This is a genomic window from Mesorhizobium sp. M1004, from assembly GCF_040318795.1.
Taxonomy (GTDB): Bacteria; Pseudomonadota; Alphaproteobacteria; order Rhizobiales; family Rhizobiaceae; genus Mesorhizobium.
In genome coordinates this window covers 43096-56633 of the sequence record NZ_JAMYNB010000019.1, presented here as the reverse complement: position 1 = coordinate 56633, position 13538 = coordinate 43096, and the positions used below count along the sequence as shown (strand labels likewise).

At 63.5% G+C, this 13538-nt stretch carries 12 protein-coding genes; 5 read left to right on the top strand and 7 right to left on the bottom strand.

The window, feature by feature from the left end:
* Positions 1 to 106 precede the first annotated feature (106 nt).
* Both NKH54_RS28690 and NKH54_RS28685 read right to left on the bottom strand, forming a co-directional pair.
* The gene (locus NKH54_RS28690) at positions 107 to 1831 is read right to left on the bottom strand and encodes a heparinase II/III family protein (RefSeq protein ID WP_353029458.1); all 1725 of its coding nucleotides are present in this window, start codon (positions 1829 to 1831) and stop codon (positions 107 to 109) included.
* Between the two features lie 217 nt (positions 1832 to 2048).
* Positions 2049 to 2906 carry a helix-turn-helix transcriptional regulator gene (locus NKH54_RS28685; RefSeq protein WP_353029457.1) on the bottom strand — a complete coding sequence of 286 codons (858 nt, stop codon included), beginning with the start codon at positions 2904 to 2906 and terminating at the stop codon, positions 2049 to 2051.
* Between the two features lie 78 nt (positions 2907 to 2984).
* On the opposite strand from NKH54_RS28685, the gene NKH54_RS28680 reads away from it, so the two are divergent.
* Entirely contained in the window at positions 2985 to 3923 is a 939-nt protein-coding gene (locus NKH54_RS28680; RefSeq protein ID WP_353029456.1) for a phytanoyl-CoA dioxygenase family protein, read from the top strand.
* 19 nt (positions 3924 to 3942) lie between these two features.
* On the opposite strand, the gene NKH54_RS28675 is transcribed toward NKH54_RS28680, so the two are convergent.
* Positions 3943 to 5328, bottom strand: a complete 1386-nt coding sequence (locus NKH54_RS28675) for an RsmB/NOP family class I SAM-dependent RNA methyltransferase (protein ID WP_502907577.1) — start codon at positions 5326 to 5328, stop codon at positions 3943 to 3945.
* On the bottom strand, positions 5319 to 6344 hold the full coding sequence (gene htpX / locus NKH54_RS28670) for a zinc metalloprotease HtpX (RefSeq protein WP_353029454.1): 1026 nt from the start codon (positions 6342 to 6344) through the stop codon (positions 5319 to 5321). The genes NKH54_RS28675 and htpX overlap by 10 nt, the downstream gene beginning before the upstream one ends.
* Positions 6345 to 6449: 105 nt before the next feature.
* On the opposite strand from htpX, the gene NKH54_RS28665 reads away from it, so the two are divergent.
* Positions 6450 to 6656 carry a DUF1674 domain-containing protein gene (locus NKH54_RS28665; protein WP_023688862.1) on the top strand — a complete coding sequence of 69 codons (207 nt, stop codon included), beginning with the start codon at positions 6450 to 6452 and terminating at the stop codon, positions 6654 to 6656.
* Positions 6657 to 6782: 126 nt separating this feature from the next.
* On the opposite strand, the gene NKH54_RS28660 is transcribed toward NKH54_RS28665, so the two are convergent.
* Positions 6783 to 7448 (bottom strand): HAD-IA family hydrolase, encoded by a 666-nt coding sequence (locus NKH54_RS28660; RefSeq protein ID WP_353029453.1) that lies wholly within the window; start codon positions 7446 to 7448, stop codon positions 6783 to 6785.
* Positions 7449 to 7628: 180 nt separating this feature from the next.
* On the opposite strand from NKH54_RS28660, the gene NKH54_RS28655 reads away from it, so the two are divergent.
* Positions 7629 to 8498 carry a transglutaminase-like domain-containing protein gene (locus NKH54_RS28655; protein WP_353029452.1) on the top strand — a complete coding sequence of 290 codons (870 nt, stop codon included), beginning with the start codon at positions 7629 to 7631 and terminating at the stop codon, positions 8496 to 8498.
* Positions 8499 to 8885: 387 nt separating this feature from the next.
* On the top strand, positions 8886 to 10154 hold the full coding sequence (locus tag NKH54_RS28650; RefSeq protein ID WP_023747329.1) for a class I SAM-dependent methyltransferase: 1269 nt from the start codon (positions 8886 to 8888) through the stop codon (positions 10152 to 10154).
* A 66-nt stretch (positions 10155 to 10220) separates the two neighbouring features.
* On the opposite strand, the gene NKH54_RS28645 is transcribed toward NKH54_RS28650, so the two are convergent.
* Together NKH54_RS28645 and acs are read right to left on the bottom strand one after the other, a co-directional pair.
* Positions 10221 to 10958 carry an MOSC domain-containing protein gene (locus NKH54_RS28645; RefSeq protein ID WP_023698245.1) on the bottom strand — a complete coding sequence of 246 codons (738 nt, stop codon included), beginning with the start codon at positions 10956 to 10958 and terminating at the stop codon, positions 10221 to 10223.
* Positions 10959 to 10967: 9 nt separating this feature from the next.
* Positions 10968 to 12923: an acetate--CoA ligase gene (gene acs / locus NKH54_RS28640; protein WP_023688866.1), complete on the bottom strand. Its 1956-nt coding sequence runs from the start codon at positions 12921 to 12923 to the stop codon at positions 10968 to 10970.
* Positions 12924 to 13228: 305 nt separating this feature from the next.
* Between acs and NKH54_RS28635 the strand changes: the two genes are divergently transcribed.
* Positions 13229 to 13501 (top strand): usg protein, encoded by a 273-nt coding sequence (locus NKH54_RS28635; protein WP_023668649.1) that lies wholly within the window; start codon positions 13229 to 13231, stop codon positions 13499 to 13501.
* Positions 13502 to 13538 lie beyond the last annotated feature (37 nt).

Genomic DNA, 13538 nt, shown 5'->3' with positions numbered 1-13538 from the left:
GGGCTGGCGGCCTTTCAGGGCTGATTGGAGAGCGTTGCCGGGCCGTAGCACATGAGGTCAGGAAATCAAGCCGGAAGCTCGATCAAGCCGGCGCCGGCAACGACGCTCAGCTGTTCTCGGGATAGCCGGCGATGCCGGTGCGCGTGAGCTGCCAATGCACCTCGGCGATCTCCGAGGCCTTGAAGGCGAGCACGATCTGGCGGCTGCGGCGCGGGCCGCCAAGGCCGGCGAAATAGATCGATTCCTCGACCTCCGGCACCACTTCGGTGCAGGTGAACACCCAGGTGTCGGCCTGGTCGGCGGTCAGCACCAGGCGGTCATGCTCGTCCTGCAAAAGGTTGATATCAGGGTGGATGTGGAAGCGCACCACGACGAAGTCGCGGCCATTGTTGCGGATCGCCGCACCGCCCGGGCGGAGGAAGCGATCCCTGCCGGCGAGCACATTGCCCTCGCTCGACAGTTTCAGCTCGCGCTCATGCAGGAAGCCGAAGCGCTGCACATAGCCGTCATGGCGGGCGATGAAGCCTTGCGTGCCCTTCTGGTCGATGCGCTTGCAAGGCACATGCTGCGGGCCGCCGAGCAAGGGTGAGCCGAGCAGGTCGTTGACGCGCAGCGAATGGGAAAACCGCGCCGACGAGGTGTCGTTGATGGTGGCGGTCGAATGCGCCGCGGTGGCACGGGCCAGCGGTCGGAACTCGGCGGCGCCATAGGTGTCGATGCCGGCATTGACGATATAATGCTGGCGACCGGACGAGAGTTCGAAGGCCAGGCACCCGGCATGCGCGGCGTTGGACACATCGACGGCCGGCGACGGGCCGGTATCGGCAATCACCGTCACGCCGCCCATCGACAGGCGCTCATAGCCGGAATGCGGCGCGTGCAGCAGCGGCGCGCCGGCGGTGTCGTCGTGGCGCAAGATGGTGGCAATGCGGTCGTGGATGGTCGCGCCCATGCCGTTGAAGCGGGCCAGGCTGCCATCCTGATGGCGGAAGAAACGGAGCGCCGGCAGCATGCGGTCGATGGCGCCCATCAGGGCTGCCGGTGGCGTTTCGGCCTGATTGGCATAGGTCTGACGCAGCGGCAGGAGATCGGCGAGCAGTTCGAGCACCGCCATCGGGTTGCGCGAAATATGGCCGCCGTCGGGAAGGATCTGGCGGTCGAGTTCTTCCGCCAGGTTGCGGGTGGCGCCGCGCAGTGCGGAGGCCGGCGCCGGCAGCGACAGCGCGGCGAAGGCAAGCGCGATGCGAGCGCGCAGCCTGTCCTTGCCGTCCGGCATCTCGCGCGCCATCGAGCGGAGATAGCGGATCTGCACGGCGAGCGATTTCAGGAAGGCGCGATAGAACGGAAATTCGGCCCCTTGTAGGACAACCGAGGAGTGTTGCAACCAGGCAATGACTCGCTTGGCGGTGGTGCCGGGCTCCCAGGCTATGCCGGAAATCTGGTTGCCATGCATGGCGATCCAGTCGGAGACAAGCGCGCGTGCATTGGCGGCGGCCAGCTCGGTGCCGGCGGCGCGCATATGGCGCAGCCAACGAAAGCCGTGCAGCGTCTTCACCCAGCCGCGATTGGCGACATCGATCTGGAATGGCGATTTGCCGCCGGTCTCGACGAGGTGTCCCGACAGCGGATAGCGGCCATAGTAGATCTCGAGCGCGATCTGCGGATCGGCGAGCCTGAGGTCGGGCGGTGCAATCAGGACGCGTTCGGGCGTGCGCCCGGAATAGCGCCAGCGATAAACTGGCCCCGCGCGAAGGCGCCGGCGCGTCTTGCGCCAAAACTCCTTAGCGACAAGCGTCCACAGACGTGTCGTGCTGCCGGCAGCCAGTGCCAAAACCCCTCCTCGTCGCCTGGAGATAGAGCATGCTGTCGCCCGAAAACCGCGTCACACTTTTCGGCATCATGTTCCGGTACCCCAGCACAAGCTTATATGATTCAAGAACTTATGCGAAGTCGAATTCCGCCGACGTGAAGCGCCTCACGCTGCCGGCCACCGACCCACCCCGAAAAAAGTCAAGCGCTTCGCGGGTTTAAGCCCGGCAATCCTGCACTCACTTGCGGTTGTGGCGAGACCGAAATTCGCTGGGCGAACAGTTTTCGCGGTCGCGAAACAGACGGGAGAAATAGAAGGCGTCGTGGATGCCGACGGCGGCCGCAATGGACTCGATGGGCGAATCGGAGGCGGCCAGCATCTGTTTGGCGCGGTCGAGCCTCGTGCGCAGTTGGAAGGCCTTGGGCGACATGCCGGCTGCCCGCGCAAATCTGCGCCGCAAGGTTGCCGGCGACATCGAGAACTTCGCGGCGAAGGCATCGAGATCGACCGGGTCGCACGCGCAGCGGCGCAATTCGTCGACGATGGGCTGCATGTCGGTGGCATCCTGGAGGCTGGGGTTTCGTTGACGGTTGTTCCAATCCATTGCCTGGCGGGCAGCACGCACGACGATGCGATGCATCGTGGCGGCGGCTTCTGCCTGGCTCAGCATCGTATCGAGCGACAGCTCACTATGCAGCCTGTCGAACAGCCGCTGCATTTTGCCGAGGTCGCGCAAGGGGACGACAGGGGCGTCCTCGGCGATCAGCCGCAGCCGGGTGAAATCGCGTATCAAGGCCCCGTCGAAGAGCGCCCAGCGTTCGAGCCAGCCCGATGCGTCCGGCCCGTAGGAATGCATCCTCCCGGGAAGCAGCCAGAACAGGGCCGGCGCTTGGATCGTCTGCATGCCGGCAGTCCTGGTTTCAAGCCAGCCTTGACCGTTCTCAATCAGCACCACGGCGAATTCCGGCAATTTGCGCGCTTGGATCGCCTGCGTGACGCGATGCCGACCAATCCCTGTAACCGACAGGCCGCCGGCCGCGGCCGGTGCGGATCTGTAGAGTGCGTAAGAGAGATCGTTCGTGAGCGAAAAGTCCATGGCTTCGTTCTGTCCATGGGCGAGTGTGCAAACAGTATGGCATTTCCAGCTAAGGATGGAAAATCGCAGGTGGCTGAAATGTCAAGCTCAACAGGTGGCACGCAACGACGGATTCCTGTTGCATCAATCGATCTGAACGCCAACGGCAAGACATTATCGATGGCGCCGAACCGGTTGGGTCATCTCGTGCCAACCGACGCCGGGGTCGGCATCGATGCCATTCGCGGCCTCCTTGCCGAGCAAGGCTATGTCTGGCTGAAAAGTATGCTGCCGCGCCGCGACGTCATCGATTTTCGCGGCTGGGTGTTTTCATATCTGGCCGACACCGGCTTGCTGCAGCCCGGGTCCGATCCCGCGCTTGGCCTGGCGGCGGCCGCCGGCACGTTCGACCGTCAGCTCGCCGATCGCCGCTTGATGGCGCTGGTTCGCTCCACCGCCTATGAAGGGTTCTGCGCACAGCCCCTGATGGCTCGGCTGATGGATGCGTTCGTCGGCGGGCTGTCCTATTTGCACAAGCGCAAGATCATGCGTTTCACCCAACCGGGCACCACCGTGGCGACGCCGGCGCATTACGACCTCGTCTATCTGCGCGGCGGCACCAGCCGCATCGTCACTGCCTGGATCCCGATCGGCGACGTTCCCGTCGACATGGGCGGCCTGGTCTATCTCGAGGGATCGCACGCCATCGGCCTCGACATGGAGGCCCGGTTCGCCAGGGAAAATGCCGGGCTGAGCCCGCAGGAGCGCATCAGCGCCTACAACAGGAACATGAGCGAGGGCGGCTGGGTGTCGAAGGACCTGCCCGACATGGCGGAGCGGTTCGATACACGCTGGCTGATCGCGGATTTCGAGGCCGGCGATGTCGTCCTCCACTCGCCCTACATGATCCACGCCTCGACGACCAACCAGAGCGCGGAGGGGCGTATCCGGCTCTCCACCGATATCCGCTACCAGAATGTCGATGATGAGATCGATGCAAGGTGGGGGAAGCACTGGTCCTTGGACGACATGCTTTAGGCATGTCGTCGCGTCGGAGTCAGGCCAGTCGTCGCATGCGGGCGGCGAAGAAGCCGTCCAGGCCGGAAACCCCTGGCGAACCAAGGTCAAGATCGGCGGGTGTGGTGCGCAGCGTGCCTTGCGGGGTCAGGAAGGCGTCGATGCCAGCGATTTCGCCGGGCTGCAGCGGATCGTCGGCGACGGTCTTGTTGCCGGCCAGAAAGGCGCGATACAGATCCTCGCCTTCGATCGGGTCCAGCGAACAGTTGGAAAAAACAATCCGGCCGCCCGGTTTGACCAAAGTGACGGCGCGGGCGAGCAGCTTTGCTTGCAGATCGGCTAGCTTTTCGACGTCGGCTACCGTCTTGGTCCATGGCACGTCCGGGTGGCGCCGAACCGTGCCGGTGGAAGAGCAGGGCGCGTCGAGCAGGACGGCGTCGAAAAGCTCCGCCGGCTGGTATTTCAGCAGATCGGCCTGCACGATCTCGGCGGACAGCCCAAGCCGTTCGAGGTTCTGCGTCAGCCGCGCCAGCCGGTTCTTCGAGGTGTCCAAGGCGGTGACTTTGGCGCCGGCAAGGATAAGCTGAGCGGTCTTGCCGCCGGGGGCGGCGCAGAGGTCGGCGACGCGTAATCCTTTGACATCGCCGAACAGCCGCGCCGGAAAACTGGCGGCGGCGTCCTGGACCCACCATGCGCCTTCGCTGAAGCCCGGCAGTTCGGTGACGGAGGCGTTGAGCTTTTCCACTCGCACCGTGCCGGTCGGCAGCACGATGCCGCCGAGCTTTTCGGCCCACAGTTCGGGATCGGCCTTGACCGTGAAATCGACCGGCGCCTCAACGCGATGCGCCGCCAGGATCTGTCTGGTCATCTCGGCGCCATAGGCGGCCTTCAGCCGGTCGGAGAACCATTTTGGCGCCTCGTCGGTGGCGGCAAAAGCTGCCGGCAGTTCGGTCTCCTTGGCCCGCACCAAAGTGCGCAGCACGCCGTTAACGAGGCCGGAAAAGCGCTGCGTGCGTGGGTCCGACTTGGCGTGGGTCACAGCCAAATCGACGGCGGCGCTGTCGGGGATGTCGAGGAACAGGATCTGCGCCGCCGCAACATGCAGGATGTGCGACAGCGCTGTGGCGTTGGGCGGCAGCGGCTTTTCAAGGCGGCGGGCGAGGAGCCCGGCAATGGTCATGCGGTAGCGCAGCGCGGTTACCAGTATGGCGCGCACCAGGCCGCGGTCGCGCAAGTCGAGCACCTTGTATTGCGGATGGCCGTTCTCGTGGTCCGTCAGCCCGTCGAGCGGCGTCTTGGCGTCGATAACGGCGGCCAGGAGCCGCGCCGCTGCCTTGCGCGCGGCGAGGCCGGCGACGAATTCGTCCGAGCTGTTTTCGCGAACGCCTGAATGTGCGGGCCGGGGTCTGGCGCCGCTCACGACCACGGACCTTTGGGTCCGGTCGGGTTGCGGCCCCACGGATTGGCTTTCGGCTTGGCCGGTTTGGTCGGCGGCGTGGGTTGTGCTGCCTTGCCCCACGGGCCTTGCTCGACATCGGCCGGGAATTCTTCTGTTTGCCCGGGCGTCGGCGCCTGGCGCGGCGCCGGCTGGCGGCCTGCCATGTCGCGCGCCATCGCCTGCAGCGCGGCGATGCGGTTGTCGGTGTTCGGGTGGGTCGAAAACAGGCTGTCCATTCGCTCGCCGTGAAGGGGATTGATGATGAAGAGATGCGCGGTCGCGGGATTGCGTTCGGCATCCGGGTTGCGGATGCGTTCGGCGCCGCGGGCGATCTTGTCAAGCGCTGATGCCAGCCAAAGCGGATTTCCAACGATTTCGGCGCCGCGCCGGTCGGCTTCGTATTCGCGGGTGCGGCTGACCGCCATCTGCACGATCATGGCGGCGAAGGGCGCGACCAGCATCGCCACCAGCACGCCGACAAAGCCGAACGGGTTGTTGTTGTCGCGGCTGCCGCCGAAGAAGAAGGCGAAATTGCCGAGCATCGAGATGGCGCCGGCGAGTGTCGCGACAATGGTCATGGTCAGCGTGTCTCGATGCTGGATGTGGGCCAGCTCATGCGCCATGACTGCCGCCACCTCCTCATGCGACAGGCGCTCCAGCAGCCCGGTCGAGGCCGCGACCGCGGCGTTCTCGGGATTGCGGCCGGTGGCGAAGGCGTTCGGCTGCGGATTGTCGATCAGATAAGTCTTGGGCATTGGCAGGCCGGCCTGCTTGGCCAACGCCTCGACGATGGCGTGGAATTCGGGCGCGTTCTTCGCGTTGACCTCGACGGCGTGGTTCATCGACAGCACCATCTTGTCGGCATTCCAGTAGCTGAACAGATTGGTGCCCGCGGCGACCAGGAAGGCGATCATCATGCCGCCGGTGCCGCCGATCAGAAAACCGACGCCCATGAACAGCGCCGTCATCGCGGCCAGGAGCATGGTGGTGCGTAGCGTGCTCATCATCTGCTCCCTGTGCGGCCGTGGCAAAAAAAGGTCGATCGGGGTGAACTCATGGCTATATGATGGGAAACGCCGCCCTTCGTTTCAATCCGCCCGGACTATCGCATGACCGACCAACCCAGCAAAGCTGATGCCGACCGGGAGAAGGACCTGACGCCGGCGGCCAGCCGGGCGCTGGCTGAAGCCGAGGCGCGCCGTGAAGCGTATCGCCAGAAGGAAGCTGCGTTGCCGAAGGAAATCGGCGGCCGGGGCGGCAAGGAACCCGGCCGCTACGGCGACTGGGAAGTGAAGGGACTGGCTAGCGATTTCTAGGGGTTCAGGAACGGAAGAACTGGGGAACTGGTGAACTGAAGAGTTGAAGAAAAAGGCGCATAGCAGTCCTCCAGTCCTCCAGTCCTCCAGTCCTCCAGTCCTCCAGTCCTCCAGTCCTCCAGTTCCTCAGGCCGCGCTGCGCTGTGCCCCCAGCGTCATCCAGCCGCTGTCATCGATGGCGATGGAGACGGTTTCGTAGCCGCCAATCGAGTTGTGCTGAGTCGTCATTGGATGCTGGTGAGTGGCGCTGATCACCATCACCGACGCGCCCGCTGCTTCCGCCGCCGCGATACCGGCCGGTGCGTCCTCGAAGACCAGACAGTCGCCGATATCGACGCCGAGCCGTTTTGCCGCCAGCAGGAAACAGTCGGGCGCCGGCTTGCCGTGCGACACATCCTCGGCCGCGACCACCAAGGCGGGAACCGGGATGCCGGCGGCCCGCATGCGCAGCAGCGCCAACGGGCGCGGCGCCGAGGTGACGATCGCCCAGCGCTCTGGCGGCAAAGCGTTGAGGAACGGCACGGCGCCGGCGATCGGCAGCACGCCTTCGACATCGTCCGACTCGGCCTGCAACAGCACAAACGCCTCATGAACAGGGTCGACGCCGGGAAGCGCCAGCCTGGTGATGGTCTCGACCGCCCGCACGCCATGGATCGTCGGCAGGAAGGCTTCGACGTCGAGACCTTGCTTAAGCGCCCACGCCGCCCAGACGCGCTCGGCCGAGGCGATCGAATTGAGCACCGTGCCATCCATATCGAACAGGAACGCGGCGAATTTTCTGCCTGCAAACATCAGGTTTTCCACGGGGTTAGGGATCGTTTCGGGAGGGTCAAAACATGTCGTGCGACCGTAACGTCGCCACGCCTGCCTGGGAAGCTGCGGGAGAGCCTTTTCGATAGTTCCAGGGAACCATGGTCCCGCCTCTGGCGTTTTGAGCATATTGTTTTCCACGGGATCGAAGGGGCAATCATTGTGCTGATCCGGCTCGGCTACGAAATCGCCATTGAATGCGTCGGCGCCACGCCGGTCATCTCGCTGCTTGATATCCACAGGGATCGTCAGGCCGACATCAAACGGCAGACGCGCGTGCTGACGTCGCCTTCAGTGCCGAGCAAGGTCTATCACGATCTGTTCGGCAATACCTGCCGCCGCTTCACCGTACCCGCCGGCAGTTTCCGCATTCTCTATGACGCAGCCGTCGAGGACAGCGGCGAGCTTGACGCGGTCAACACGCTGGCCAGGGAAGTGCCGGTGGCGGAACTGCCGGACGATGTGCTCGGCTACCTACTCGGCAGCCGCTATTGCGAGACCGATCATCTGAGCAGTCTGGCCTGGCAGCTTTTCGGCCATGTTCCCTCCGGCTGGGCGCGGGTGCAGGCGATCGTCGACTATGTCCACAACCGGCTGTCCTTCGGCTATGGCTATGCGCGGTCGACGCGCACCGCAGCCCAAGCGAATGAGGAACAGGTTGGTGTATGCCGCGACTTCGCCCATCTGGCGATCACGCTCTGCCGCTGCATGAACATCCCGGCCCGCTATGTGAACGGCTATCTCGGCGACATCGGCGTGCCGGCCGACCCGGCGCCGATGGATTTTTCGGCCTGGATGGAAGTGTTCCTCGACGGCAAATGGTACACGTTCGACCCCCGTCATAATCGTCCGAGGATAGGCCGCGTCGTCATCGCGCGCGGTCGTGATGCCACGGATGTGCCGCTGCTGCACAGCTTCGGCCCGCATCAGCTCTCGCTGTTCAAGGTCTGGACCTATGAGCAGGAAGGCAATCTGTTCAACCCGCCCTATCACGGCGTCGACAAGACCGTCAGTGCGCGGATGCTGGCGTGACCGGATTCTGATCCGCTTCGACACACAATCCGGAAATGGAAAAGGCCGCCGCTTCTTGACGAAGCCGGCGGCCTTCCGTGTTTCCGTCCGTGGCGCGGCCAATGGCGGCGACCGAGGTCACCCGCCGCGCTTCGCGCGCCTTAACGGGAAGACTGCTTCCCGAAAGTGCAATCCGCTGAGGCCACGTTCTGGAAAACGAAATCACTCGACATCGGATCACCTCCTTTCGATTTGTTGAACACGTACAGATGATGGGGTGCGTTGCAGCAAAAAACAAGATGCCGATTTGAAATAGCTGGCGAGCCGCCTTTTGCGCCGGGTTGCGAAGAGCCGCGAGGGCGGGCAAAATCCATGCAAGGTGGATTGTCAGGACTCGGGAGGATGGCCATGGAGGCAGCCGAGAAGGCCGCGCGCATCGTGCGAACGGTGATCGAAACGCTGAAGCCGGGTTTTGCGGTCAAGCTGTGGACCGGCGAGCGGATCGGTCCCGCCACCGGGCCCGTGCTCACCATCAACGACCAGGACATCGTCTGGCAGGTGGTGAAGCGGCCATCGTTGTCGACGCTGATCGAGATGTGGATTTCCAAGACGATAGACATCGAAGACGGGACGATTTTCGATTTCTACGCACTGCCGTCGCAAGGCAAGCTCAGGACCAAGCTCAAGTCACTGCCGAAGCTGGCGATCCTGCGCGACCTGCCGGCGGTGCTCCTGTCACGCAAGCAGATGAGTGCACGCACCGATCTGTCGGGTCGCAACCCCTATGTCAGCGGGTCGAGCCAGGAGGCGATCCAGCATCACTACGACATTTCGAATGCCTTTTACCGGCTCTTCCTCGACGAGCGCATGGTCTACAGCTGCGGCTACTTTACGGATTTCGCCAATGGCATCGACCAGGCGCAGGCCGACAAGCTCGACCATATCTGCCGCAAGCTCAGGCTGAAATCGGGCGAAAAGCTGCTCGACATCGGCTGCGGCTGGGGCGCCATGCTGATCCATGCGGCCAAAAATTACGGCGTCGTCGGCCATGGCGTGTCGCTGTCGCAGGCGCAGACCGATCTCGCCCGCGAGCGCATCCGCGCCGAAGGGCTGCAGGACCGCATCACCATCGAGATCAAATCCTATGCGGAACTCAAAGGCTCCTTCGACAAGATATCGTCGATCGGCATGTTCGAGCATCTCGGCCTCGCCAACCACGCCAGCTATTTCAAGACCATCCATCGCTTGCTGAAGCCCGGCGGCATCTATCTGCACCACGCCATCACCAGGCGCAGCAAGGGCGACTTGAAGAAAACCTTGCGCAAGGGGCCGGAGTTCAAGGCGCTGCTCAAATACATTTTCCCAGGCGGCGAACTCGACACGATCGGCATGACGCTGGGCAATCTGGAGGCGCATGGCTTCCTGGTCTACGACGTCGAGAATCTGCGCGAGCACTATGCGCGCACCTGCCGGCTGTGGGCCGAGCGGCTGCAGGCTCGCTTCGACGAGGCGGTCGCCGAAGTCGGCGATGCCAAGGCACGGCTGTGGCTGCTTTATCTCACCGGCTGCTCGATCACCTTCGAGCGCGCCTCGGCGCAGATTTTTCAGACCGTCGTCACCAAACGCGCACGCGGCCCGAGCGGGCTGCCGCCGACACGGGCGGATCTGTATCGGTAGAGATAGGATTCGGGGCCGAACCCCACGCTTTCCAAGGTCTGCGATTCGCTGCCTCGCGGTAGAGGCCTACACGAACCGCATCGGCGCGCCGATCTCGACGCGGGCAGGCCTGTCCACAGTGCAATAGACGCCGAGATTATGGGCGTTGTGGCGGACCAGATTGCGCAGGATGCCGGGATCGTGGTCGAAGCCGTCCTGGCTGATGATGGTGAAGCCGCAGCGGCGGCACGGCTCCGAGACGGTCACCAGCAGGTCGCCGATGGCAAGCTTGCGGCCAATCCATTCGGTCTCGGGAAACGAGCTTTCGACCGCCGCCATGTCGATAACGATGTTGGGGCGGAAGCGGCGCGGATCGGGAATGCCTTCGGGGTGCAGCGCCTTGAGCCGCGCCAGCGATGCGGTGGTCAAGAGATGGATCGGCGCTTTGCGGTAGCGCGCCGCGGTGAGCGGGCCGGTGTAGCCGGGGGCGTTGTCCTGGCTGAACGGCCGGATCGAGGCGGCGAAGCCGAGATAGGTCGAGACGGCGCTGTCGCATTCAGCGCCCGGCGCTACCAGCCAGTCGCCGTCGGGAACGGCGATCTCCAGCTTGCGGTCCTTGCTCAGCCGGGTGCGGATGCGCGGCACCTTGTGCCACTTGGCGTCGCGGTCGGGCCGCGCGATCTCATTGTCCGAGACATCGACAAGGCCGAACAGCCGGTCGCCGTCGATGGTTTCAAGGCCGACCGAAATGGCGTCCTGGCGTTCGCCGGCAAGCGAACTTGCGGGGTAACGCCAGAGCTCCGTGACTGCGCCCAGTGCAGCCATCAAATCCCCTCAGCCCTTCTTGTTCTGGCGGTTGGCGATCAGATCATCGACCACGGCCGGATCGGCCAGTGTCGAGGTATCGCCGAGCGCGGAAAAATCGTCCTCGGCGATCTTGCGCAGGATACGGCGCATGATCTTGCCGGAGCGGGTTTTCGGCAGTCCGGGCGCGAATTGCAGCTTGTCGGGCGAGGCGATGGCGCCGATCTCCTTGCGGACATGGGCCACGAGCTCCTTGCGCAGTTCCTCGCTCGGCTCCACGCCTTTCATCAAGGTAACGTAGCTGTAGATGCCCTGGCCCTTGATGTCGTGGGGATAGCCGACGACAGCTGCTTCCGACACCTTCTCATGGCTGACGAGCGCCGATTCGACCTCGGCCGTTCCCATGCGGTGGCCGGAAACGTTGATGACGTCGTCGACGCGGCCGGTGATCCAGTAATAGCCGTCGGCGTCGCGGCGACAGCCGTCACCGGTGAAGTATTTGCCCTTGTAGGTGGAGAAATAGGTCTGCACGAAGCGGTCATGATCGCCATAGACCGTGCGCATCTGGCCGGGCCAGGAATCGGCGATGCAGAGATTGCCGTCGGCCGCCCCTTCCAGCACCCTACCTTCGCCGTCGACCAGCTGCGGCCTGATGCCGAAGAAGGGCCGCGTCGCCGAACCAGCCTTGAGGTCGGTGGCGCCGGGCAGCGGCGTGATCAGGATGCCGCCGGTCTCGGTCTGCCACCAGGTGTCGACGATCGGCACCTTGCCGTTGCCGACGATGTTGAAATACCACTCCCAGGCTTCCGGATTGATCGGTTCGCCGACCGAGCCCAGCACGCGCAGCGACTTGCGCGAGGTCTTCTTCACCGGTTCGTCGCCGGCGCCCATCAGCGCGCGCAGCGCCGTCGGCGCGGTGTAGAAGATGTTGACCTTGTGCTTGTCGATGACTTCCCAGAAGCGCGACTGCGAGGGGTAGTTCGGCACGCCCTCGAACATCAGCGTGGTGGCGCCGTTGGCGAGCGGGCCATAGACGATATAGCTGTGGCCGGTGACCCAACCGACATCGGCGGTGCACCAGTAGATATCGCCATCATGGTAGTCGAAGACATATTGGTGGGTCATCGCGACATAGACGAGATAGCCGGCGGTGGTGTGCAGCACTCCCTTCGGCTTGCCGGTCGAGCCTGAGGTATAGAGGATGAACAGCGGATCCTCGGCCTTCATCTTCTCCGGCTTGCAGTCGCCTTTCACCGTGGCGATCTCGTCATGGTACCAGATGTCGCGTCCCTGGACCCAGCCGGTCTTGCCGCCGGTGCGACGAACGACGACCACCTTATCGACCTTGGTGCCGGCCTTGGCGGCGATTTCGATCGCTCTGTCGGTGTTTTCCTTCAGCGGGATCGGCTTGCCGCCGCGCAGGCCTTCGTCGGCGGTGATGACGAAGGTCGACTTGCAGTCATCGATGCGGCCGGCCAGCGCGTCCGGTGAAAAGCCGCCGAAGACGATCGAGTGGATGGCGCCGATGCGGGTGCAAGCCAGCATCGCGTAGGCCGCTTCCGGGATCATCGGCATGTAGATGGTGACGCGGTCGCCCTTCCTGACGCCGTGCTTCTTCATCACATTGGCGAGCCGGCAGACATGCTCGTAGAGCTCGTTATAGGTGATCTTCTTGTCGTCGTAGGGATTGTCGCCTTCCCAGATGATGGCTGTCTGGTTGCCGCGCTTCTTCAAATGGCGGTCGATGCAGTTGTAGGAGACGTTGGTTTCGCCGTCCTCGAACCATTTGATCGAGACCTTGCCCTCGAAGGAGGTGTTCTTGACCTTGCTGAACGGCTTGAACCAGTCGATGCGCTTGCCGTGCTTGCCCCAGAACTTGTCCGGATTCTTCACGCTGTCGGCATACCATTTGAGGTAGGTGTCGTTGTCGATCAGCGCATTCTTCTTCCACGCCGGCTGGACGCGGTGGATCTTCACCTCGGACATGTCTTCACTTTCCTCCCAAACCACCCCGCCGGCTTGACCACAGCCAGGATCACGGCGACGCAGCCGCGAATTCGGCGGCATTATTAACAGTTCCGCGCTGACGGCAACATTAGACGTTGGATTCGCGTGGCGCGATGCCGCAGCTCCCGTTTCGGTTGTATCAGCACTCGGCAGCGGTCGCTGCTAACTGCATGTTTTCGTGCATAAAACCCGACTGGGATCAGGAAAATCATAGACAGTTAAGGAACGGCGCGCACAATTCGGTGTTGGGAGGAATGGAGAATCAACTAGGCCAAGGGGCTGTCATGCGCGATCATTCCGAAATGGACCTGATGCTCAAGGGGTATGGCCTGACCACGGCCAAGATTCTGTACCATTTTCCCGACCACCCGCATCTGCTGCAGAGCTTCATCTGGCAGGATTACGATCTGGCGCCGAAGTTTCCGGTGCTGATCAAGTTCATCGAGTTCTGGAAGGCCAGGCTCGACGGGCCGCTGCATTCGATCAGCTACACGCACCAGAAGCTGATCGCGCCGAACGAATGGCGGAAGGTGGATGGGGAGTTCGTGCTGCACTGAGCGGCAGTATAGCTGATCTCCCCCGCAAGGGGGGAGA